Source organism: Dactylosporangium sp. NPDC005555 (assembly GCF_040605635.1).
Lineage (GTDB): Bacteria > Actinomycetota > Actinomycetes > Mycobacteriales > Micromonosporaceae > Dactylosporangium.
Map to the genome: position 1 here is coordinate 205,727 of NZ_JBEXDG010000005.1, position 19,729 is coordinate 225,455.

General features: G+C 73.6%; 17 protein-coding genes. 11 read left to right on the forward strand and 6 right to left on the reverse strand.

Annotation, left to right across the window (positions count from 1 at the left end):
• The first annotated feature begins 27 nt into the window (after window positions 1-27).
• On the forward strand, window positions 28-2,355 hold the full coding sequence (locus tag ABZS58_RS08355; protein WP_354778981.1) for a transketolase C-terminal domain-containing protein: 2,328 nt from the start codon (window positions 28-30) through the stop codon (window positions 2,353-2,355).
• Window position 2,356: 1 nt separating this feature from the next.
• Here the strand turns inward: ABZS58_RS08355 and ABZS58_RS08360 are convergent, their stop codons facing one another.
• Both ABZS58_RS08360 and ABZS58_RS08365 read right to left on the reverse strand, forming a co-directional pair.
• Window positions 2,357-2,929 carry a hypothetical protein gene (locus ABZS58_RS08360; protein WP_354778983.1) on the reverse strand — a complete coding sequence of 191 codons (573 nt, stop codon included), beginning with the start codon at window positions 2,927-2,929 and terminating at the stop codon, window positions 2,357-2,359.
• Window positions 2,926-7,017 carry a glycoside hydrolase family 38 C-terminal domain-containing protein gene (locus ABZS58_RS08365; RefSeq protein WP_354778985.1) on the reverse strand — a complete coding sequence of 1,364 codons (4,092 nt, stop codon included), beginning with the start codon at window positions 7,015-7,017 and terminating at the stop codon, window positions 2,926-2,928. The genes ABZS58_RS08360 and ABZS58_RS08365 overlap by 4 nt, the downstream gene beginning before the upstream one ends.
• On the opposite strand from ABZS58_RS08365, the gene ABZS58_RS08370 reads away from it, so the two are divergent.
• From ABZS58_RS08370 to ABZS58_RS08385, 4 genes are all read left to right on the forward strand, one after another.
• Window positions 7,018-7,233, forward strand: coding sequence for a hypothetical protein (locus ABZS58_RS08370; RefSeq protein WP_354778987.1), 216 nt, complete (start codon window positions 7,018-7,020; stop codon window positions 7,231-7,233).
• On the forward strand, window positions 7,230-7,847 hold the full coding sequence (locus ABZS58_RS08375) for an ElyC/SanA/YdcF family protein (protein WP_354778989.1): 618 nt from the start codon (window positions 7,230-7,232) through the stop codon (window positions 7,845-7,847). Before ABZS58_RS08370 ends, ABZS58_RS08375 begins: the two co-directional genes overlap by 4 nt.
• Before the next feature lie 12 nt (window positions 7,848-7,859).
• Window positions 7,860-8,570: a glycosyltransferase family 2 protein gene (locus ABZS58_RS08380; protein ID WP_354778991.1), complete on the forward strand. Its 711-nt coding sequence runs from the start codon at window positions 7,860-7,862 to the stop codon at window positions 8,568-8,570.
• Window positions 8,571-8,682: 112 nt separating this feature from the next.
• Complete coding sequence (locus ABZS58_RS08385) at window positions 8,683-9,381, forward strand: hypothetical protein (protein ID WP_354778993.1); 699 nt, start codon at window positions 8,683-8,685, stop codon at window positions 9,379-9,381.
• An 85-nt stretch (window positions 9,382-9,466) separates the two neighbouring features.
• Here the strand turns inward: ABZS58_RS08385 and ABZS58_RS08390 are convergent, their stop codons facing one another.
• Window positions 9,467-11,047 carry a cellulose binding domain-containing protein gene (locus tag ABZS58_RS08390; RefSeq protein WP_354778995.1) on the reverse strand — a complete coding sequence of 527 codons (1,581 nt, stop codon included), beginning with the start codon at window positions 11,045-11,047 and terminating at the stop codon, window positions 9,467-9,469.
• Between the two features lie 191 nt (window positions 11,048-11,238).
• On the opposite strand from ABZS58_RS08390, the gene ABZS58_RS08395 reads away from it, so the two are divergent.
• A complete protein-coding gene (locus ABZS58_RS08395; RefSeq protein ID WP_354778997.1) occupies window positions 11,239-12,174 on the forward strand; it encodes a hypothetical protein in 936 nt (311 codons plus the stop codon).
• A 20-nt stretch (window positions 12,175-12,194) separates the two neighbouring features.
• Here the strand turns inward: ABZS58_RS08395 and ABZS58_RS08400 are convergent, their stop codons facing one another.
• Window positions 12,195-13,394, reverse strand: coding sequence for a low temperature requirement protein A (locus ABZS58_RS08400; RefSeq protein WP_354778999.1), 1,200 nt, complete (start codon window positions 13,392-13,394; stop codon window positions 12,195-12,197).
• Window positions 13,395-13,542: 148 nt separating this feature from the next.
• Between ABZS58_RS08400 and ABZS58_RS08405 the strand changes: the two genes are divergently transcribed.
• The gene (locus ABZS58_RS08405; RefSeq protein ID WP_354779001.1) at window positions 13,543-13,947 is read left to right on the forward strand and encodes an ATP-binding protein; all 405 of its coding nucleotides are present in this window, start codon (window positions 13,543-13,545) and stop codon (window positions 13,945-13,947) included.
• Window positions 13,948-14,019: 72 nt separating this feature from the next.
• Window positions 14,020-14,502 (forward strand): DUF6194 family protein, encoded by a 483-nt coding sequence (locus ABZS58_RS08410; RefSeq protein WP_354779003.1) that lies wholly within the window; start codon window positions 14,020-14,022, stop codon window positions 14,500-14,502.
• Between the two features lie 125 nt (window positions 14,503-14,627).
• Here the strand turns inward: ABZS58_RS08410 and ABZS58_RS08415 are convergent, their stop codons facing one another.
• Window positions 14,628-14,801, reverse strand: coding sequence for a CsbD family protein (locus ABZS58_RS08415; RefSeq protein WP_354779005.1), 174 nt, complete (start codon window positions 14,799-14,801; stop codon window positions 14,628-14,630).
• A 145-nt stretch (window positions 14,802-14,946) separates the two neighbouring features.
• On the opposite strand from ABZS58_RS08415, the gene ABZS58_RS08420 reads away from it, so the two are divergent.
• The 3 genes from ABZS58_RS08420 to ABZS58_RS08430 all read left to right on the forward strand — a co-directional run bounded on the left by ABZS58_RS08420 (window position 14,947) and on the right by ABZS58_RS08430 (window position 18,171).
• Window positions 14,947-16,533: a methyl-accepting chemotaxis protein gene (locus tag ABZS58_RS08420; RefSeq protein ID WP_354779007.1), complete on the forward strand. Its 1,587-nt coding sequence runs from the start codon at window positions 14,947-14,949 to the stop codon at window positions 16,531-16,533.
• Between the two features lie 82 nt (window positions 16,534-16,615).
• Complete coding sequence (locus ABZS58_RS08425; protein ID WP_354779009.1) at window positions 16,616-16,954, forward strand: YciI family protein; 339 nt, start codon at window positions 16,616-16,618, stop codon at window positions 16,952-16,954.
• Window positions 16,951-18,171: a sigma-70 family RNA polymerase sigma factor gene (locus tag ABZS58_RS08430; RefSeq protein ID WP_354779011.1), complete on the forward strand. Its 1,221-nt coding sequence runs from the start codon at window positions 16,951-16,953 to the stop codon at window positions 18,169-18,171. Before ABZS58_RS08425 ends, ABZS58_RS08430 begins: the two co-directional genes overlap by 4 nt.
• A 94-nt stretch (window positions 18,172-18,265) precedes the next feature.
• Here ABZS58_RS08430 and ABZS58_RS08435 read toward each other — a convergent pair whose 3' ends face one another.
• Window positions 18,266-19,654 (reverse strand): DNRLRE domain-containing protein, encoded by a 1,389-nt coding sequence (locus ABZS58_RS08435; protein ID WP_354779013.1) that lies wholly within the window; start codon window positions 19,652-19,654, stop codon window positions 18,266-18,268.
• Between the last annotated feature and the right edge of the window lie 75 nt (window positions 19,655-19,729).

Here is a 19,729-nt window from a genome sequence, read left to right on the forward strand (position 1 = left end):
TCATATATTCCGCCCTAGTGTGGCGTCATGACCAGCATCCTCCACACCCCGGCGGTGCCCGTGATGGATCAGGCCGGGCCCGACGCCCTGCGGCAGGTCCAGGACCGGGTGCTGTGGCTGTCCACGGCGATGGTGCACCACGCCAACCGGGTCCGGCCCAACCCGAGCGGCCTCAAGGTCGGCGGGCACCAGGCGTCCTGCGCGTCGATGGTGTCGATCATGACTTCACTGTGGTTCGAGCAGCTGCGCGCCGGTGACCGGGTGTCGGTCAAGCCGCACGCCTCGCCGGTGCTGCACGCCGTCAACTACCTGCTCGGCGAGCTCGACGAGTCCTACCTGCCCCGGCTGCGCGAGTTCGGCGGCCTGCAGTCCTATCCGAGCCGGTCCAAGGACCCCGACCCCGTCGACTACTCGACCGGGTCGGTCGGCATCGGCGCGACCGCACCGATCTGGGGTGCGATCGCCCGCCGGTTCGTCGACGGGAAGACCGCCGCCGGGACCGGCAGCGGCCGGCAGTATTCGCTCGTCGGCGACGCGGAGCTCGACGAGGGCGCGGTGTGGGAGGCGATGCTCGACGCGTCCGTCGCCGAGCTCGGCGAGATCGTGTGGATCGTCGACCTCAACCGGCAGTCCCTGGACCGCGTGGTGCCGCATATCGCCGCCGGGCGGCTGGAGCGGATGTTCGCCGCCGCGGGCTGGCAGGTCATCACCGTCAAGTTCGGCCGGCTCCTCGAGGACCTGTTCACCCGCCCGGGCGGCGCGGCGCTCGAGCGCCGGATCGTCGACATGCCCAACCCGGAGTATCAGCGGCTGCTGCGCTGCGGCGCCGGCGAGCTGCGGGTGCGGCTCGCCGGCCCGGACCCGGACGTCGCCGCGCTCGTCGAGGACCTCGACGACGACACCCTGACCCGCGCCATCCGCAACCTCGGCGGGCACGACCTCGACGCGCTGCGCGCCGCGTACGCGCAGATCGACGACACCCGCCCGACGGTCGTCATCGCGTACACCATCAAGGGTTACGGCCTGCCCACCCAGGGCCACCCGCAGAACCACTCGTCGCTGCTGACCGTCGAGCAGTACGAGCAGCTCGCCGCCGGCCTGGGCATGGACGCGCAGCGGCCGTGGGCGCGGTTCGCCGCCGACTCCGCCGCCGGCGGGCTGTGCCGCGCGACGGCCGACCGGCTGCGCCGCGACACCCCGGCGGCCGTGCCACCGCCCGCCGTCCCCACCGACATCGGCAGGACCCCGCACGGCACCTCCACCACCCAGGCGGCGCTCGGCCGGGCGCTGCTCGACCTGACCCGCGAGGCGCCCGACGCGGCCGCCAGGGTCGTGACGGTCAGCCCCGACGTCAGCTCCAGCACCAACCTCGCCGGCTGGCTCAACAAGGTCGGCGTGTGGTCGCCGACGGAGCGGCACAACTGGTTCGCCGACGACTCCGAGACCACGATGCACTGGCGGGAGCGCCCCACCGGCCAGCACATGGAGCTCGGCATCGCCGAGGTCAACCTCGTCGGGCTGATCGGTGAGCTCGGCGCCACCTGGAGCCGCTGGGGTCAGCCGCTGTTCCCGATCGGGGTGCTCTACGACCCGTTCGTCGAGCGCGCCCTGGAGCCGTGGTCCTACGGCATCTACGCCGGCGGCCAGTCGATCCTCGTCGGGACACCGTCAGGGGTGAGCCTCGCCGCCGAGGGTGGCGCGCACCAGTCGATCAAGACGCCGTCCATCGGCCTGGAGCAGCCCGGCTGCGTCAGCTTCGAGCCGGCGTTCGCGATCGAGGTCGAGTGGACGCTGTTCGACGCGATCTCCCGCCTCGGCCGCCCGGACGGCAGCTCGTCCTACCTGCGCCTGTCGACCCGCCCGGTCAACCAGGCCCTGGCGGCGGTCCCCACCGACCCGGCGGCCAGGCAGCGGCGCCGCCGGCAGGTGCTCGCCGGGGCGTACACGCTGAAACCCGCGGAGAACGCCGAGGTCACCATCGTCGGGATGGGTGCGATGATCACCGAGGCGCTGGCCGCCGCGGACCGCCTCGCCGAGCTCGGGATCGACGCGGAGGTCGTCTGCGTGACCAGCCCGGGCCGGCTGTTCGAGGCGGTCCAGGCCCGCCGCGGGCTCGGCGACGGACCGTCGTGGATCCTCGACCAGGTGTTCCCCGCGCACCGGGCCGCGCCGATGGTGACCCTCCTCGACGGGCACCCGCACACCCTGGCGTTCCTGGCCACGATCAACCGGGTCCGGTCGCTGTCGCTCGGCGTGTCCAGGTTCGGCCAGGCCGGCGGTCTCGAGGACGTCTACCGGTACCACGGCATCGACACCGACGCCGTGGTCCGGGCCGCACTGGACCTCGTCCGGTAGGTCAGTGCCGGTGGACGGCGTCCGGGTGGCGCGGGTCGCCCGGGTGCTCGTAGCCGGGCGCGAGGCGCACGAGGGCCGCGCAGCGCTCGTCGAGCCATCGGGCGAAGCGCCGCTCGGCGTCCGAAGCACCCAACCGGGCCGCGAGCTCCTCCCGTACCAGAGCGAAATCCTCAGGAAAGAGGTCCCTGTTGCGGTCGTAGTACGCCGCCGTGTCCGCCGCCGAGGCGGGCACCGGCGGCGCCACGGCCGACCGGAGCGACCGGGCCAGGGGGTGGGCCGCGACGACCGCCGCGGTCACCCCACCGGTCCGCAGCGCCTCCGCGAGGGTCACCCGGCGCGGCGGGTCGTCGCCGGCGGACAGCCCCCGCGCGTGGGCCTCCTGCTCGACGACGGCCTCGACGGTGAGGACCTGGACCAGCCAGCGGCGCAGGTTGCGGCCCTCGGCGGTCGCCGGATGGGGGAGCCGCGCGGCATACGGTCCCCGCCGCAGCGCCTCGAGACGCTCGTCGACGGTCGCGACGTCGATCGGCCGCTCACCGACCCAGGCGGCAGGGCCCTCATGCGAAGCGGTCACGGCAGCACCTCGATGACGACGGGCGCGGTGTAGTGCAGCTCGCCGGCGTGCGCGATCCGGCACAGCGCCCACCAGGTGCCGGGCCCATGCGCGGCCGGGACCTCGACCGGGAACGTGACCCGGGTGCTCCCGGCCAGGTCGGCCCGCGTCGCGGCGGTCGGGAACAGGTCCCAGGTGTGCCACGGGCTGATGAGGTGCACGTCGACGGTGACCGGGCCGGCGGCGTCGGTCTCGAGGTCCAGGACCAGCTCCGCCGGCTGCCCCGGCCGCAGCCGCAGGTGGCCGGGCGAGAGCGTCGCCGTCACGACCTCCGGCGCGGCGGTGCCGACGAACAGCCGGGCGACGTCCTCGACGCCCTGGTCGGTGCGGGCGCGCAACCAGTACACGCCGGGAGCCGCTGACGCGGGCGGGTGGAGGTCGACCCGGGTGCGGCTGAAGTCGCCCGGCGCGAGGTCGAAGGCGAAACGGTCCGGCGTGGCCCGCCACCCCTCCGGCACGTCCATCTCGACGGAACCGGCCTGACGAAGGACCAGGTCCGACGCGACCGTCACGGTGACCGGGCCCCCGTCGGTGGCGGGCGGGTCGACATGGACCGTCACCGGCAGGTTCCCGGCGGGTGCGGGACCGACGTTGTGCAGCCAGTACCTGGCGTATTCGACGGTCGCCGGGAGCGGTGCCGCCGGGATCGGTCCGACCCTGACGATCGCCTGCGCGATGTCGGCCGCGCCGAGGGACAGCTCCACCGCGCCGCCGGACACCGGCAGCGGGTCGCCGGGGGCTTCGAGGAGGTTCGTGGCGGCGGCGTCCGTCACCGGCGTCCACAGCCGCAGGCGCACGTCGGCGGGGCGGCCCGCGGCCTCGTACAGGCGGACCGTGACGCTGTCGACGGTGCCGGTGGTCCCGCCGGTGGCGAGGGGATTCCCGGTGGGCTTGAGCGCCGCGACGACGACGTCCCCGTCGGTGTCCACCGAGACGTAGCCGGCCGACGACGGGCCGGTGCCGGGGGCGACCCGCGCGTGCAGCGGATGGTTCACCTCGTGGCCGTGCCGGACCAGGCCGGTCGCCCGCCAGTCACCGTCGCCGGCGACGAGCGCGGCGTCGAACGTGTGCGTCCAGTGCTGCTGCTGGAACGTCGACCCGTCGGGCGCGGTCCGCCGGGGCGGGTCGATCCACCCGCCGGACGGCCAGCCGGTGCAGGAGCGCAGCAGCGACAGGTGCAGCGCGCCGGTGGTGTCGACCGCGAACCCCGGGACGCCGCGGTTGACCAGCGCCACGGTCCGGTCGGCGAGATCGGGGTCGGGCGCGTCGGTGGCGGGCTGCGTCACCCGCACCGCGCCTTTCGCCATGTCGGCACAGAGCTCGGGAAGGGCGCCGACGACCACGAGCACCGGCAGGTCGAGGATCCCGGTGAGGTCGGCGTCGGGCACCCACACGTCGGTGAGCGGCTTCGCCGCCGGCACCCACACGAGGGCGCTTCCCGTCGCGGCGAGCTGCCGGTCGACCTCCTCGGCGTAGGCGGGTCCGGCGGCCGCGAGGACCGCCGCGGTGAACGCGTTGCGGCCCACGCTGATCCGCACGTCCGGCAGGTTCGAGTCGACGGCGAGCCGTCCGTACCGCGGCCCGTCCGGCCGGGACGTGGTGGCGGTGACCCCGCGCCGGACCAGCGCGACGGCGAGGTCCCGCACGTCGTCGTCCGGCGACGCCACGATCTCCGCGATGCCGACGGCCCGGGTGTGCCGGCGGGTGCCGGACAGGTCGTGCACGTCGACGCGGGCGGTGCTGGACACCGCGAACCAGTGCTGCGCCGGGTTGTCCAGGGTCCACGGCGCCTCGTCGGTGTCGACCTCGATGAGCCCGAAGCCGCGACCGACGACGGCGTTGCCGACCTCGCTGACCGGGAGCCCGCCCGGCACCGACGCCGGCCAGCATAGCCGGACGAGATGGTCGGACCCGGTGAAGTCGTCGACCCGGGTGCTGAGCTCCAGACGGTCGCCGCCGCGCCACAGGGTCAGGGTCTGCGTGTACCGCAGCGGCCCGGTCCCCCCGGTGACGGTGATCCGCTCACCGAGCGGACCGTGCTGGACCTCGACGCCGTCGGCGGGCCGCCGGGCGGACCCGTCGGTCGCCGGGCCTTTCGGCAGCAGGTGCCAGGGTCCCTCGTGGAAGCGCGGGTGGGCGGCGTACTCGTCGTAGACCAGCAGCTCGTTGCCGACCCGCCCAGGCTGCAGCAGCTCACGGCCGGTCCGCAGGTCGACGAGGCTCGACACGCAACCGCCCCGCCCCGGGTCGACCACCACCCGGTAGACGTCGTTGGCGATGACAGGCTCACCGTCCACCCGGGACCAGCCCTCGCCGGCGTCCCGGGGCGTCAGCGGCCAGGCGCGGTAGCCGAGGGACGGGACGTCGGCGGCGCGGAAGAGCACGTCGGCCGACGCCAGGGAGCCGTCCTCGTGATACTGCGGGTGTTCGAGGTGCACGGGCAGGTCGCCGACGCCGACACCGGCCGCACCGGGAGACGGGAGGTCGACCCGGACCCGGACGAGGTCGGTGCGCGCCCACGCCGAGGGGTTGAACACCACCACCCGCCGGTCCGGCCCGCCCTCGTCCGTGGGCCCGACCCGGCGCAGCGCCCCGTCGAGGACCGACGACGCCAGGTCGTGCGCCTCCCGCCAGCCCGTCAGCAGGTCGAGATACACCTGGTCGGACTCGCTGCCGGTGATCGCGTCGTGGTGGGCGCCGTACACCAGCTGCCGCCACGCCTTGTCGACCTCGGCGTGCGGGAAGCCCTCGCCGTGCACCGCCGCCGCGACGGTCGCGAACAGCTCCGCGTCGACCAGGAGCGCCTCGATGTGGCGCTGCGCCTGCTTCGTGTCGATGAACGACACGTCCTTGCCGGTGTAGACCGGGTTCATGTCGCGGGTCTGCGGCGACGGGCGGAACCCCGGCTCGGCGCGGACCGCGGCGAAGAACTCGCCCGGCAGCCCGCAGACGAACCGCGGCGACACGTAGCGGGCGTTCCAGTCGCGGTGGATGTCCGTCACCCACTTCGCCGGCGGCGTGTAGTCGGTGCCGACGGGCAGCAGCACGTTACGGGTCGCGGCGACCTTCTTCAGCAGCAGGAACAGCGCGTAGACACTCTGCTCGGCGGCGGCGAGCGTCGGCTGGGCGTCGATGTGCCAGCCGGCCGAGTAGTGCGCCGGCATGTAGTGGGTGAGGACCCCGCGCCCCGACGGGGAGATCCACTCGAACTCGGAGCTGAACTGCATGCCCGACGGGTCGCCCCAGCCGTCGCGCGGCTCGTACGTCCACAGCATCGGCCCCCACTGGTGGAACGGTCCCCGCGCCCACGACGACGAGTCCATGCCCGCGTCGGCGACGAGGCCGGGGAACTGCGGGTCGTGCCCGAAGACGTCGAGCTGCCAGGCGGTGCGCGGGTCGCCGCCGACGACGTCGCGCTGGAAGCCGATGCCGTGCACCAGGTTGCGGATCGTCGACTCGGCGGACGTCAGGTTGGTGTTCGGCTCGTTGTAGGTGCCGCCCATGAGTTCGAGGCGGCCCTCGGCGAGCAGCGTCCGCAGATACCGGCGGTCCTCGGGGCGACTGTCCCAGTAGGGCTTGAGGTAGTCGAGTTCGGCGAGGACGAACTTGTAGTCCGGGTCCCGGCGGGCCGTCTCCAGGTGCAGCTCGACCAGGTCGAAGCCGGTCTGCTGGAAGGCGCTGCGGGACTCGGCGCCCAGGCGGCCGGCCCGGTCCCACGTCGCCGTGTAGGCCGCCTGGGTGTTCCACCACACCGGGTCGTAGTGGAAGTGCGGGACCATCCACACCGTCCACCCCGGCGCCGCCACGTCGAGCGTCGCCCCGACGGTGTGCGTCCCGTCCGCGGTCACCCGGATCGGCACCCGGGTGCCGGGCGGGGCGGCGCAGGCGACGCCGACCTCGACGATCGGTCCACTGTGGACATCGGCGTGGCCGGTGACGCCGTCGCCGGTGACGTCGATGCGTCCCGGCCACCCCTCGACCTCGACCCGGACCACCTGCAGCGGGCCGGAGACGAACAGTTCGGTGCCGGTGACGCCGAGGATGCGCATGTGCCGATCCAGCCTTTCACCGCGCCGGTGGGGCCGAACGCCCCGCCGAGCATTCTGTCGCAGGCGCACGGTGGGGAACAGGGCCCCGAAGCGATCACCCTCGCCCGCGCCGGCGGCCTGGGCACGCGCGAGGGTGCCGGTCCTGACGGGGGTGACGCCGACCTCGCGGCGGAGGTCACCGGCGGCGTTTCCCCGTGGGTACCGTGGAGATCATGACGGCCACCGTGCTGCTGGTGTTCGGGCGTGGGGTCACCGAGGACGGCGGCCGGTATGCGCTGACCCCGGCCGGCGCCGCGCGGGTCGACGCCGCCGTCGGTTACGTGGCCGCGCACACGGACGCGTTCGCCGGGGCCGCGGCGCCCCTCGTCGTGTTCAGCGGCGGCTGGGCCGAGGCGTCCGAAGGGGCCCCACGCCCGCCGGAGGGCTGCCGCGAGGGTGACCTGATGCTGGCCCGAGCGCGGGCCGCCGGGCTCGGCGCGCACGCCGACCTGCGGACCGAGTGCCGCTCGCGGAGCACCCTGGAGAATCTGCTGCACACCGTCGAGGACGGCCTGCTCGACGGGCACACGTTCGGCCGCGGGCACCCCTTGGGGCTCGTCTCGCACGCGTGGCACCTGCCGCGGATCCGGTTCCTCGCCCGCAAGGTCCTCCACCTGCGCGGCGCGGCGCTGCTCGACGTGCCCGCGACCGCCGGCGAGCCGTCGCCGGGCCGCGAGCGGGCCCTGCACGTCGCGTCGCGTCTGTGGTTCATGGGCGTCGCGGACCCCGCCGGCCTGCTGCGCCGCGAGCGGGCGATGGTCGCGTCATTACGGCGGCGCCCCGCGGGGTAACAGTCACCCGTGATGCTGCTGCTTCCCGTGTACGAGCCGGGCCAGGCCCTCGTGACGACCGTCGTCTCGCTGCGCGACGCCGCGCCGGACGCCCACGTCGTCGTGGTCGACGACGGCAGCGGCCCGGCCTCCGCGGGTCCGCTGAGCGCGGTGCGCGACCTCGGCTGCACCGTCCTGCGCCTCCCGGCGAACCGCGGCAAGGGTGCGGCCCTGAAGCACGGCTTCCGGCACATCGCGGAGCACCACCCCGGCCACGCCGTCGTCTGCGCCGACCCCGACGGCCAGCACCACGTCGAGGACATCCTGCGCGTCGCCCGCCACGTCGAGGTCAGCGCCCGGATGGTCCTCGGCGTCCGGGCCTTCGAGGGCCGCGTCCCGCTGCGCAGCCGCTTCGGCAACGCCCTCACCGGCGTGCTGTTCCGCGCCGCGACCGGCCGCGACATCCGCGACACCCAGACCGGCCTGCGCGGTCACCCCGCCGACCAGCTCCCCTGGCTGTGCACCGTCCCCGGCGACCGCTTCGAGTACGAGATGAACGTCCTGCTCCACGCCGTCCGTGCCGGCCTCCCCATCGAGCAGACCGGCATCACCACGAGGTACATCGGCGACAACGGCACCTCACACTTCGGCTCACTCGCCGACTCGGTCCGCGTCTACCGCCCTCTCCTGCGCCACGCGCTTTCTCCGTCGTTGCGCCGGGGCGGGGTCCGCGTAGCCGGTTGATTACGCGATGGGGGATCATGGACATATGGAACCGACCGCTGGCCGCCGTGCCACCCGAGTGGCATCATCCCCGACCTCCGACGTGAGCGGGGACGACGCGGGGGTGCGGTGGGTGCAGATCACGGAGCTGACCGAGCTCGCGCGGGCACTGCTGGGCGAGCGGCCCAGCGGGCGTGACGTCGTCCCCGCCCAGGTCGCGGAGCGGATCAGCCGCTTGGCGGCCCAATGGGCGGCCAACGGCTTCACCGCCGCGACCGTCCGTCCGTGGGTCGATCTCTCGCCCCCTTCCGCCGCGGTGCTGGCGAAGGCCGGCACGACACCGGAGGCCCTGGAGCGGCACGTCATCACCACCGCCGGCACGACCACGACCCTGTGGCGGGCGGTGGCCGCCGGCACGATGTCCGCCGAGGAGGCCGTGGCCGCCCTCGCTCCCGCCGCTGCCCCTGCCCCTGCCTCTGCCTCCGCCGTCGCGGCGCAGGCCGGCACGTTCAGCGGCGCGGCGGCGGGCCCGGCCGGGTCCCCGGCCGTGTCCTCGACCACCCCGGGCCAGTCCCGCGGCGCGTCACGCAACGCGTTCAGCGCGTCGGCACCCGAGGTGCCGGGCGCCTACAGGGCCGCCCCGGGTGCGGCGCGGCCGGCCGCGGAGACGTTCAAGGCGCCGCCGCAGGCCCCCGCCGACGAGGTCGAGGAGACCACGGCCCCCGCGAAGGTCGCCCCGGCGGTGTTCTCCCACCCGGCGGCGGAGACCGTCGCGGACACCGACGACCGGCGACGCCGCTCCGCCCCGCCGCAGACCCCGTTCAGCACCTGAGCGCCGCGCCCGCCCGGCCAGGTCCCCGAGGCGTTCGAGGACCTGGCCGGGCGGCACGTTCTGTGCGGGTGGACCAGCCGGTGGATCAGCCGGTGTAGGCGGCGAAGATCCGGCTGAACTCGTAGGGCTGCTGCGGGATGTTCGTGCACAGGTAGAGCGCGCCGGTGCAGGCGTTGCGGTCGCGGGTGGTCTCCCAGAACGAGAGCATGCCGAGGTGGTTGGCCTGCGCGAACGCGACCATCTGCCGGGCGTCGTTCTGGTCGTAGGTGCCGCCGTCGTCGTTCTTGCCCAGCATCGGCGTCACGCCGACCATCCGCCAGACCTGCGCGTCGGTCTTCGCCGGGTAGAGGGTCTTGAGCTGCGCGAACGTCGACTGTGCGGCCTGCACGGCGAAGTTGCCGTAGTCGCCGCTGCTGCGCTGGTAGTCCATCGCCATGACGTTGACGATGTCGAGGTTCACGCCGGCGTCGCGGGCCGAGCGGACCACGCCGACGCCGTCGGCGGTGAGGCCCTCCGGCAGGACCGGCAGGGTGAGCGAGATCTTCAGGTTCGGCCGGGCCGTCTGCAGCAGCTTGAGCGCCTGCGACCGGCGCGCCACCGTGGTCGGGTCGGCCACGGCCGCGCCCTCGATGTCCAGGTCGATGTAGCTCAGCTGGTACGCGTCGACGACGGCCTGGTACTCGGCCGCGACGGCGGCGGGCGTCGAGCAGGCCTGGGCCAGCTCGATGCCGCTCGCCCCGCCGAAGGAGATCTTGACGTCGCCGCCGCGGGCGCGGATCGCGTCGATCTGGTCCTTCGCCCAGCCGGCGCGCGGGTCGTACGCGTTGAACCACGACGCCTTGCAGCCCGCGCTGTTGACGAACGCGAGGGTGAAGTTCTTCAGGTTGCCCGCGGTGGCCATGTCGACCAGCGACGGGGTCGGCCACGCGCCCATGTCCACGTAGGGCGCGACGGGCAGCGGGGTACCGCCGCCGCCACCTCCACCGGCGGTGGTGGTGACGCTGACGGAGCTGCTCGCGCCGGAGGTGTTGCCGGCGGCGTCGCGGGCCTTGACGGTGAACGTGTAGGCCGTCGACGCGGACAGCCCGCCGACGGTGCCGCTCGTGCCGGTGACGGTGGTGGCGAGGGTGCCACCGCGGTAGACGTCGTACGCGGTGACGCCGACGTTGTCGGTCGACGCGTTCCAGGCCAGGCTGACGCTGCTGGAGGTCGAGCCGGTGCCGCGCAGGTTGCCGGGGACGGTCGGCGCCTGCGTGTCGGCGACCCCGGCGCAGCTGACGCCGTTGAGCTTGCAGTTGGCGGGTTTGCCGCCGCCGGAGGCCAGGAAGCCGAAGCTGGTCGACGCGCCGGGCGCCAGGGTGCCGTTGTACGTGCGGTTGGTGGCCGTCACGTGCGTGCCGGACTGGCTCGCGAGGACGTCCCAGTAACTGCCGAGCGTCGTGCCGGCGGGCAGGTCGAACTCGACCTTCCACGAGGTGACGGTCGACGCGGAGCCGTTCGCGATCGTGTACTTCGCCTGGTAGCCGGAGCCCCAGTCCGAGTCGTAGGTGAGGGTCGCGGTCAGCGAGCCGGCCGCGGCGGCGGGGGTGGTGGTGATCGCGGCGGTCCCACCGGCCGCCAGGAGTGTCGCGGCGGCGGCCAGGACCAGCCGGAGTCGTAGCGCCATCAATGCCTCCAGGTTGCGACTGATTGATGCCTAACGATAAAGAAACTTAACTGAAAGTCAATGGGCGTTGCGGGGCGACGCGATCCGGCCCGTGAGGGCGAGGATCGGGGGAGGATGAGGTGTCGCGCCGCCGGAGTGGGGTAGCGGCACCTCGTTGCCTGATCCCCGGTTCGGATCTCGATGGAGGGCTCATGTTCGACCCTTTTCTTGACGACGCGCTCACGCGGATCGAGGAGATGGAAGCGCTCCAGGCCGCCGCCGCACGCTTCAACCGCCGGGCCGCGACGCTGTGCCCGGACCTGGAGTCGCAGCGCGCCGTGCAGCGCCTGGGCATGGGCGCCTCGGCCCGCTACGACGACCTCGCCGTGCTGCACCCGCTCGCCGGGACCGCCAGGGCCGCGCAGGGCGGCGCCAGCGTCTGGGCGCAGCTGGTCGTCCAGGAGTGCGAAGCCTGCGCGATGTACCACACGTTCCTGGAGCAGGAGACCGACCAGCGGCTGCGGCAGCTGTGGGAGGTGCACCTGCGGATGGAGCTCGCCGACCTGCGGACCGCCGCCGACCTGCTGCGCCACCACGAGGACCGCGACCCGCAGGAGATCATCGCCGACCCGCAGGCATCGGCCGCCGACGTCAGCGGCGACCTGCCGGACCTGCTCGCCGGCCAGCAGGCACGGATCGAGCAGCAGTTCCAGCTGACCCTGGCCGCCGTGGGCGAGGACCGGCACACCGCGTTCGGCGACCTGGCGTGGATGATCGCCGTCCACGAGACGACCGAGGAGGAGCTCGCCCACCCGCTCACCCGGCACCTCGCCGGCCCGGCGGAGCACCACCTCGCCGACCACCTCCTCGACGAGGAGCGCCGGATCAGCGAGGCCCTGGCCGACGTGTCCATCAGCCTCGGCGAGGTCGACGGCCTGGCCGCCGTGCACGACCTGCTGAGCACCCACACCCGGCGGGAGCACCGCGAGGAGTTCCCGGCCCTGCGCTCCGGCATCGCCGCCGGCGAGCTGCGCGACCTGGGCGACCTGGTCCGCGCGACCGAGGCCCAGGCATTCGTCGGCGCGACCGCCCGGCCGGGCATGGCCCAGGCGTCGGAGCTGGTCCGCGACGCCCTCCGCCCCGCCTGACCGCCGTCGCTCAGGTCTCCTCAGGTCTCCGTGGTGTGCAGGGCACCCCGCTGCTGGGCGCGGATGCCGGCGAGCACCACCACGAGCAGGGCCGCGGCGACCAGCCCGGCCGTCACCGCCGGGGGCAGGGTCGTGGGGGCGCCCGCGGCGAGGACGAACGGGGCGGCGGCGAGCGGCCAGGGCCAGGCGGCGCTCCAGCGGCGGGCGGTGCCGGCGATGACCGCGGCGGTGCCGAGCAGGAACAGTGTCGCGCCGGCCGGGAGCATCCAGCGGCCGAGGGCCGACACCTCGCCGTCGGGGTGCAGGATCAGCTGCTCCACGCCGATCGCGGCGGCGGCCAGGCCGAGCGTGAGCGGCAGGTGCGCGTAGACGTAGCCGTCCGCGGCGCCCGTCTCGGCGTCGGCGCCCTCGTCCTCGCGGGCGTGCACGAGATGCTGCTTGCCGGCCGCGCCGCCGAGGTCGAAGTAGGTCCACCACAGGGCGGCGACCGTGCCGAAGCACACCGCCGCGACCAGCGCGGACTCCATGGTCCAGTGGGTGTCGTGGACGCCCAGCACGACCGACGCGATCGACTCGCCGAGGACGAGGATCACGAAGAGCCCGAAGCGCTCCGGCAGGTGCTCCAGGTGCAGGGGCACGTTGCCGCCGAAGCGGGTCGCGGCGACCGGGCCGAGCGCCTCCAGGACGATGCCGAGGCCCCACAGCGCGAAGCGCCAGTCGCCGGGGACGGCGAGGGCGGCGACCCAGCAGGCGGCGCCGGCGGCGGTCCCGGTCAGGTAGATGCCGATCGTGGCCCGGGCGCGTGCGACGTGGCGGTAGGCCCGGGCGTACAACGCGAACAGCACGACCCTGGTCGCCAGGTAGCTCAGCGTGAACGCGGTCGCCGAGCCGCCGGTCGCGTCAGGGGCGCTGGCGGCCATGCCGATGACGGCGGCGGCCGCGGCGAGCTTGCCCAGCCGGTACAGGACGTCGTTCGTGTCGAAACGGTTGGCGTACAGCGTCGTCGTCACCCATGACCACCAGGCGATCGCGAACAGCCCGGCGAACACGGCGACGCCCTCGGCCGTCAGGTCCTTGGCCAGGGTCGCCGCAAGCTCGGCGATGACCAGCACGTATGCCAGGTCGAAGAACAGCTCGAGGCGGGTCGCGGCGCGGTCGACGTCGGTCAGCAGCTTCGGTGGGCGGATCAGGGGCGCGGGGCGCCGTTCGGCGTCGGGCATCCACCGCCGTTACCCACCCGGGGCGCGCGCCACGCACGGTGCTCACGGTCACGGGCCGGACACGGTTCACCGGACCGCCTGACGGGTACCACGTCACCGGGGGACGACATGGCAGGCCACGAGACCATGCGGAGGGGCGCGGTGACCGATGACACGCGACCGCTTGCGCGCAGTCTCGCGGGAGTTCACCGGTGACGGCCTGCGCCGCGTCCGGGACCTCGTCGACCGGGCCGCCCGCGTCGCCGGGATCTCCGCCGTCAACGCCCACAACCTGGTGATCGCCGTCAACGAGCTCGCCGTGAACGCGGTCCGGCACGGCGGCGGCAGCGGCCGGATCGTCATCGAGCAGACCGGCGACGGCGTGCGGATCGAGGTCAGTGACCACGGGCCGGGGCTGCCCGAGCACCTGTCGCAGGAGCTGCCGGCGCCCGACGCGGTCGGCGGCCGCGGCCTGTGGATGGTCCGCAACCTGTGCCGCGACCTGCACATCACGAGCACCGCCCGCGGGGTCACGGTCCGCCTGTTCATGTCCCGCACCGAACCCGCCACTTGAGGCTTTTCCGCGGGTGTACGAGCTGATTGTCGGCGAACCTTCACTGGATGGTTCAACGATACGGTTGAGGTCATGACTGACGTGCTCACACCCGAGACGCTCGCCTACCGGATCATGGCGCTGCACGGCGTGGAACTGCTGCTGGCGACGGAGGAGTCGGGGGCGCCGGAGACGAGCTGGGGCGACCGGTTCTTCTACGTCGGCCCGGACCGCAAGCTGCCGTTCGCCACCATCGTCGGCCGGGACACGCCCGGCTGGGACGAGGCGTCGGACCTGGACCGCCCGGGCGTCTACCGGGTCAACGTCCACGCCGGCGCCGCCGAGTTCGAGCGCCTCCTCGGCTACCCGCCCGCGGGCATCGAGCAGCGGCGGGCGGCCATCGACTTCGCCCGGCTCGACGAGCTCCTGCCGCACCCCGCGTACGGGCGGCAGGGCTGGATCTGCGTCCTCAACCCGGGCGCTCGCACCGAGGCGGACCTCGACGCGCTCATCACCGTGGCGTACCGCCGCGCGTCCGAGGCCGATCAGCGCAGGCAGGACCGGCACGGGCGGTAGATCCTGCGCACCCCCGGCGACCGCCTCGTCCTGGCCCGGCGGTTGCTCACCGAGACGATCCTGGTCCTGGACATGTGAAAAGGCCGGCGCCCGCAGGGCGCCGGCCTTTTCACGCGGGATCTCTGTCAGTCCCTGAAGGCGTCCTTGATCTTCTCACCGGCCTGCTTGAGGCTGCCCGAGGCCTGGTCGACCTTGCCTTCGGCCTCCAGCTGCTCGTCGTCGGTGGCCTTGCCGACGCCCTCCTTGACCTTGCCGGTGGTCTCTTCGGCCTTGTTGTCGATCTTGTCGCTCAGTCCCATGACGAACCCCAATCCCAGATGGTTCGGCCGGTGCCGCCGCGCGCGGCACGCACCCTCGTGATGCCCCATCCCCAACAGGTGAAACGGTGCGGTTCACCTCATGCGAACCCATTCGCAACCGATCTGACCGACGGGGTGATCGGTGATGACGGGTTGGCTCGCGAACCGGGCGGTCCGCACCAAAGTGCTGCTCGTGGTGGCGATCCTGGGCGTCGTGGCGGTCGCCGGGGCAGGGGTCGCGTCGCTGCGCCTGCACGAGCTCAGGTCCGAGGCGGAGGCGCTGTACGTCGGCGGGCTGCTACCGGTCGCCGCCCTCAGCGAGGTCCGCGAGGACTTCGCCACCGTGCGGGTCGCCACGCTCAACCACGCCCTCACCACCGACCCGCGGCAGGAGACCGTCTACGCGCAGCAGATCGAGGCCGGCGCCGCCAGGTTCGCCAGGAACCTCGCGGTGTACCGCGCGGCGACCGGCGCCCCCGCCCTCGCCGACGAGCTCAGCGCCGTGTTCGGCCGGTACGACGACGCGGTCCGGACGCAGTTGCTGCCCGCCAGCCGCGCGGGCAACGTCGCCGAGGTTGAGCGGGTCCGCGACGACGTCACCGGACCGCTCTCCACGAAGGCGTTCGACCTGGTCGAGCGGATGGGCGAGGCCGACCGGGCCGGCGCCGGGCACCACCGCGAGCGGGTCGGCGCCGCGTACAGGACCGCGCTGCGCTGGACGTGGGCGCTGCTCGCCGCCGGGCTCGCCCTCGCGGTCCTGTTCGCGCTGCTCGTCGCCGGTCAGCTGGTCCGCGCCGTGACCCGGGTCGGGCACGTCGTCGCCGGGATCGCCGTCGGTGACCTCACGCGGACCGCCGACGTGGCCGGCCGCGACGAGCTGGGTGCGATGGCGTCCGCCCTGAACACCGCGACCGCGCAGCTGCGGGAGTCGATGCTCGCCGTCGGCGCGAGCAGCACGTCGCTCGCCGGCGCGGCGCAGGAGCTGTCGGCGGTCAGCAACCAGATCGCGGGGAGCGCCGAGCAGGGCAGCGCCCGGGCCGCGGTCGTGTCGCAGTCGGCGGGGGAGGTGTCCAGCAACGTGCAGACGGTCGCCGCCGGCACGCAGGAGCTGGGCGCCGCCATCGCCGAGATCGCCCGCAGCGCCGCGGACGCCGCCCGGGTCGCCGGTGGTGGCGTGCTGACCGCGCGGTCCGCGTCGGAGACGATCCGCCAGCTCGGTCACTCCAGCGGCGAGATCACCACCGTACTGAAGACGATCACGGCGATCGCGGAACAGACGAACCTCCTCGCGCTCAACGCCACGATCGAGGCGGCCCGGGCCGGCGACGCTGGCAAGGGCTTCGCCGTCGTCGCCGGGGAGGTGAAGGACCTGGCGCAGGAGACCGCGAAGGCGACCGGCGACATCTCCGCCCGCATCGACGCGATCCAGCAGGACGCTTCCGCGGCCGTCGCCGCCGTCACCGGGATCGCCGCCGTCATCGACGAGACCAACCAGTACGCCACGACGATCGCCGCCGCCGTCGAGGAGCAGAGCGCGACCACCAACGAGATGACCCGCAGCGTCGCCGAGGCCGCGACCAGCGCGAACGAGATCGCCAGCACCATCGGCGGCGTCGCGCAGTCCAGTCAGGTCACCACCGAGGGCGTCGCGCAGACCCGTACCGCCGCCGACGACCTGGCCCGGATGTCCGTGGAACTTCAGCAGATCGTGGCACGCTTCCAACTCGCCTGAAGAATTCTTCGGGGAGGTGTCCGGTCGGCGCGGCCGTGTTCGTCACCATGGTGAGATCCCGCCCAACGGAGGATGCCAAGCCATGAAGTACATGATGTTCGTCTGCACCGACACCGAGCCCGACACCGACCAGACGCCCGGCACGGACATCGACGTCTGGGTGACGGAGAACGACGCCGCCGGCCGGCGGCTGATGGGGTTCGAACTGGCGCCGAGCACCTCGGCGACCACGGTGCGCGTCCGCAACGGCGAACTGCTCGTGTCCGACGGGCCGTTCGCCGAGACCAAGGAGGTCATCGTCGGGTTCGACATCCTCGAGTGCGCGGACCTGGACGAGGCGATCGAGGTCGCCCGGGCGCACCCGATGGCCCGTGACGGCCGGATCGAGCTGCGCCCGTACCTGCCGCCGCGCACCAGTTGAGCGAGCCCACCGGGACGGCGTCGGCGGTCGCCGGGGCGGCCGCCGACGCCTACTCCAAGATCGTCGCGACGTTGATCAGGGTCACCGGCGACTGGACCCTGGCCGAGGACTGCGCGCAGGACGCCCTCGCCGCCGCCCTGGAGCGGTGGCCGCGCGACGGCGTGCCCGGCAACCCGGGCGGGTGGCTGATGACGGTCGCCCGCAACCGGGCCATCGACGTGCTGCGCCGCGCCGCCGTCGAACGCCGGAAGCTGGCCGCGCTGGCCGCGCTGGCGTCGCTGCCGCCCGAGGAGGAGGAAGGTCCGGTGGAGATCGACGACCGGCTGCGGCTCATCTTCACCTGCTGCCATCCGGCGCTGCCCCTCGAGGCGCGGGTCGCGTTGACGCTGCGCACCGTCTGCGGGGTGCCGACCGGCGACATCGCCAGGGCGTTCCTCACCACCGAGTCGGCGATGACCCGCCGGCTCACCAGGGCCAAGACGAAGATCGCGACGGCCGGCATCCCGTACCGGGTGCCGACCGGCCGGGCGCTCACCGAACGCCTCCCGGGCGTCCTCGCCGTGCTGTACCTGCTGTTCACGCAGGGCTACAACGCCGACGGCGAGCCGGCCTTCGCCGATGAGGCGATCCGCCTGGTCCGGCTCGTCGACCGGCTCGTGCCGGACCAGCCCGAGGTGCCGGCGCTGCTCGCGCTGTTCCTGTTCCAGCACTCCCGCCGCGACGCCCGCCGCGACGCCGCCGGGGACCTCGTCACCCTGGACCGGCAGGACCGCGAGCGCTGGGACCACGCGGCCGTCGCCGAGGGCGTCGCGGTCCTCGACCGGGTCACGTCCGACGGCCCGTACGCCTGGCAGGCCCGCATCGCCGCCTGCCACGCCACCGCCGCGTCGGCGGACGGGACCGACTGGCGCCGGATCGCCGGGTGTTACGACCGGCTCGCCGCCGCGCAGCCGTCGCCGGTGATCGAGCTGAACCGGGCCGTCGCGCACGGCTACGCGTACGGGCCGCGCGAAGGCCTGGCGGTGCTCGCCGCGGCCCGCTCTGGCGGCGCCCTCAGCGCTCTCGACGGCCATCCGCACGCGCTCGCCGTGGAGGCCGACCTCACCGCCCGGCTCGGTCTGGGTCCGCGGGCCGCCGCGTTGTTCCGGCAGGCGGCGGCGGCCGCGTTCAGCGACGGGGAGCGCCGCGCCCTGCTCGCCCGCGCCGAGGAGACCTGAGGTGCTCCGGCGGCCCGAGCGGGACGCCGCAGGCCGCGCCGCACCGCCGCGGCCGGCCGCCCGGGGGTAGGCCGGGCGGCCGGGTGGTACACGGTCAGTGGCAGGAGCCGGTGCCGCTGTCGCTGTAGGACTGACCCGCGACCGGCACGAACTGCCAGTCGTAGGTGTTGCTGTGCAGGGTGAACTTCAGCACGCCGTAGGCGGAGCTGTTGCGGGCCTCACTGTTGGGCTGGATGGTGCCGAACGCGTAGTGGCTCGCGCCACCCATGCCCGCGACCCAGGTGCGCAGCCCGCGGGCGTTGTCGAGACCGCCGTTGGGGTTCATCGGGGCGAAGCGCTCGTAGACGTGGTTGTGACCCCACAGCACGACGTCGGCGTTGTAGTCGTACAGCGCCTGGTAGAGCGGACGGGTCGACGTCGACGGAGCGTGGTTGGAGCTGGACGTGAAGAGCGGGTGGTGCCAGTACGCGAGGGTGCACGGCTTGCCGCTGGCCGCGAGGTCCGCGCGCAGCCACTGCTCCTGCGTCGAGCCCGCGGACATGCTGATGTTCGAGTTCAGCGACACGATGTGCCAGTTGCCGAGGTCGAACGAGTAGTATCCGCGGCCCGACGGCCCGGCGACGGAGCCGAAGTAGCTGTAGTAGGCCGACGCGCCGGAGGTGACGTAGTCGTGGTTGCCGGGGGACGGGCGGGTGCGCGCCTTGAACCGGCCCCACGTCGGGTCGTAGTAGGAGTTGAACTCGCTCGCGGTGCCGCTGTCGTAGACGTTGTCGCCGAGCGTGTAGACGGTCCCGGGGATGTTGTCGATCAGCGCCGCGGTGGCACTGTCGCCGGAGCCGGAGTTGGCGATGTCCCCGGCGCCGACGAAGACGGGGTCCCCGCTCGGCGGCGGCGTGGTGCCGGTGGTGACGACGAGCTGGGGAGCGTCGGCGCCGCTCTCCCGCGAGTCGTAGTAGGCGCCGTCGGCGTTGCTCGAGCTCGCGCCGATGCTGAACGTGCCGTTGCCGGACACGAGCGCCTTGACGTCGATCTCGTACCAGCCGTCGCGGGCGACGGATCCGAGGGTGCCCAGGGTGGCGCCGTCGATCGCGGGCTGGTTGCTCCACGTCGTGCCCGTCTCGGACCATGACGTGTTGCTCATGGCCTTGAACGTGCCGCCGCTGGGGCTGCCGTCGTTGCCGCTGATGGTGCGCAGGCGCAGCTTGGCGGCGGTGACCGTGCCGCTGACGCCGGACACCGTGAACCGCAGGAACATGCGGCGCACCGGCGAGTTGTCCACGACGATCTGCGTGCTCGTGCCGTAGTTGGTCGACGTGGCGTCGCTCTGGACGTACGTGTCGGCGACCGGCGTGAACGTGGCCGTGGCGGCCGACGCGGGTGACGCTGTGGCCACCACGGAGGCCACCACGACGGTGGCGGTCGCGGCGACCAACACCGCGACCGTCGCCATCGTCACCGGGGGGCGGGTGAGGCGGATGCCCATCCAGAAACCCTTCTCTGGGCGTGTGCAGAAGCCCAAGGAACATAGGGGCGTCGATGAACGGACAGGTGAACGGAC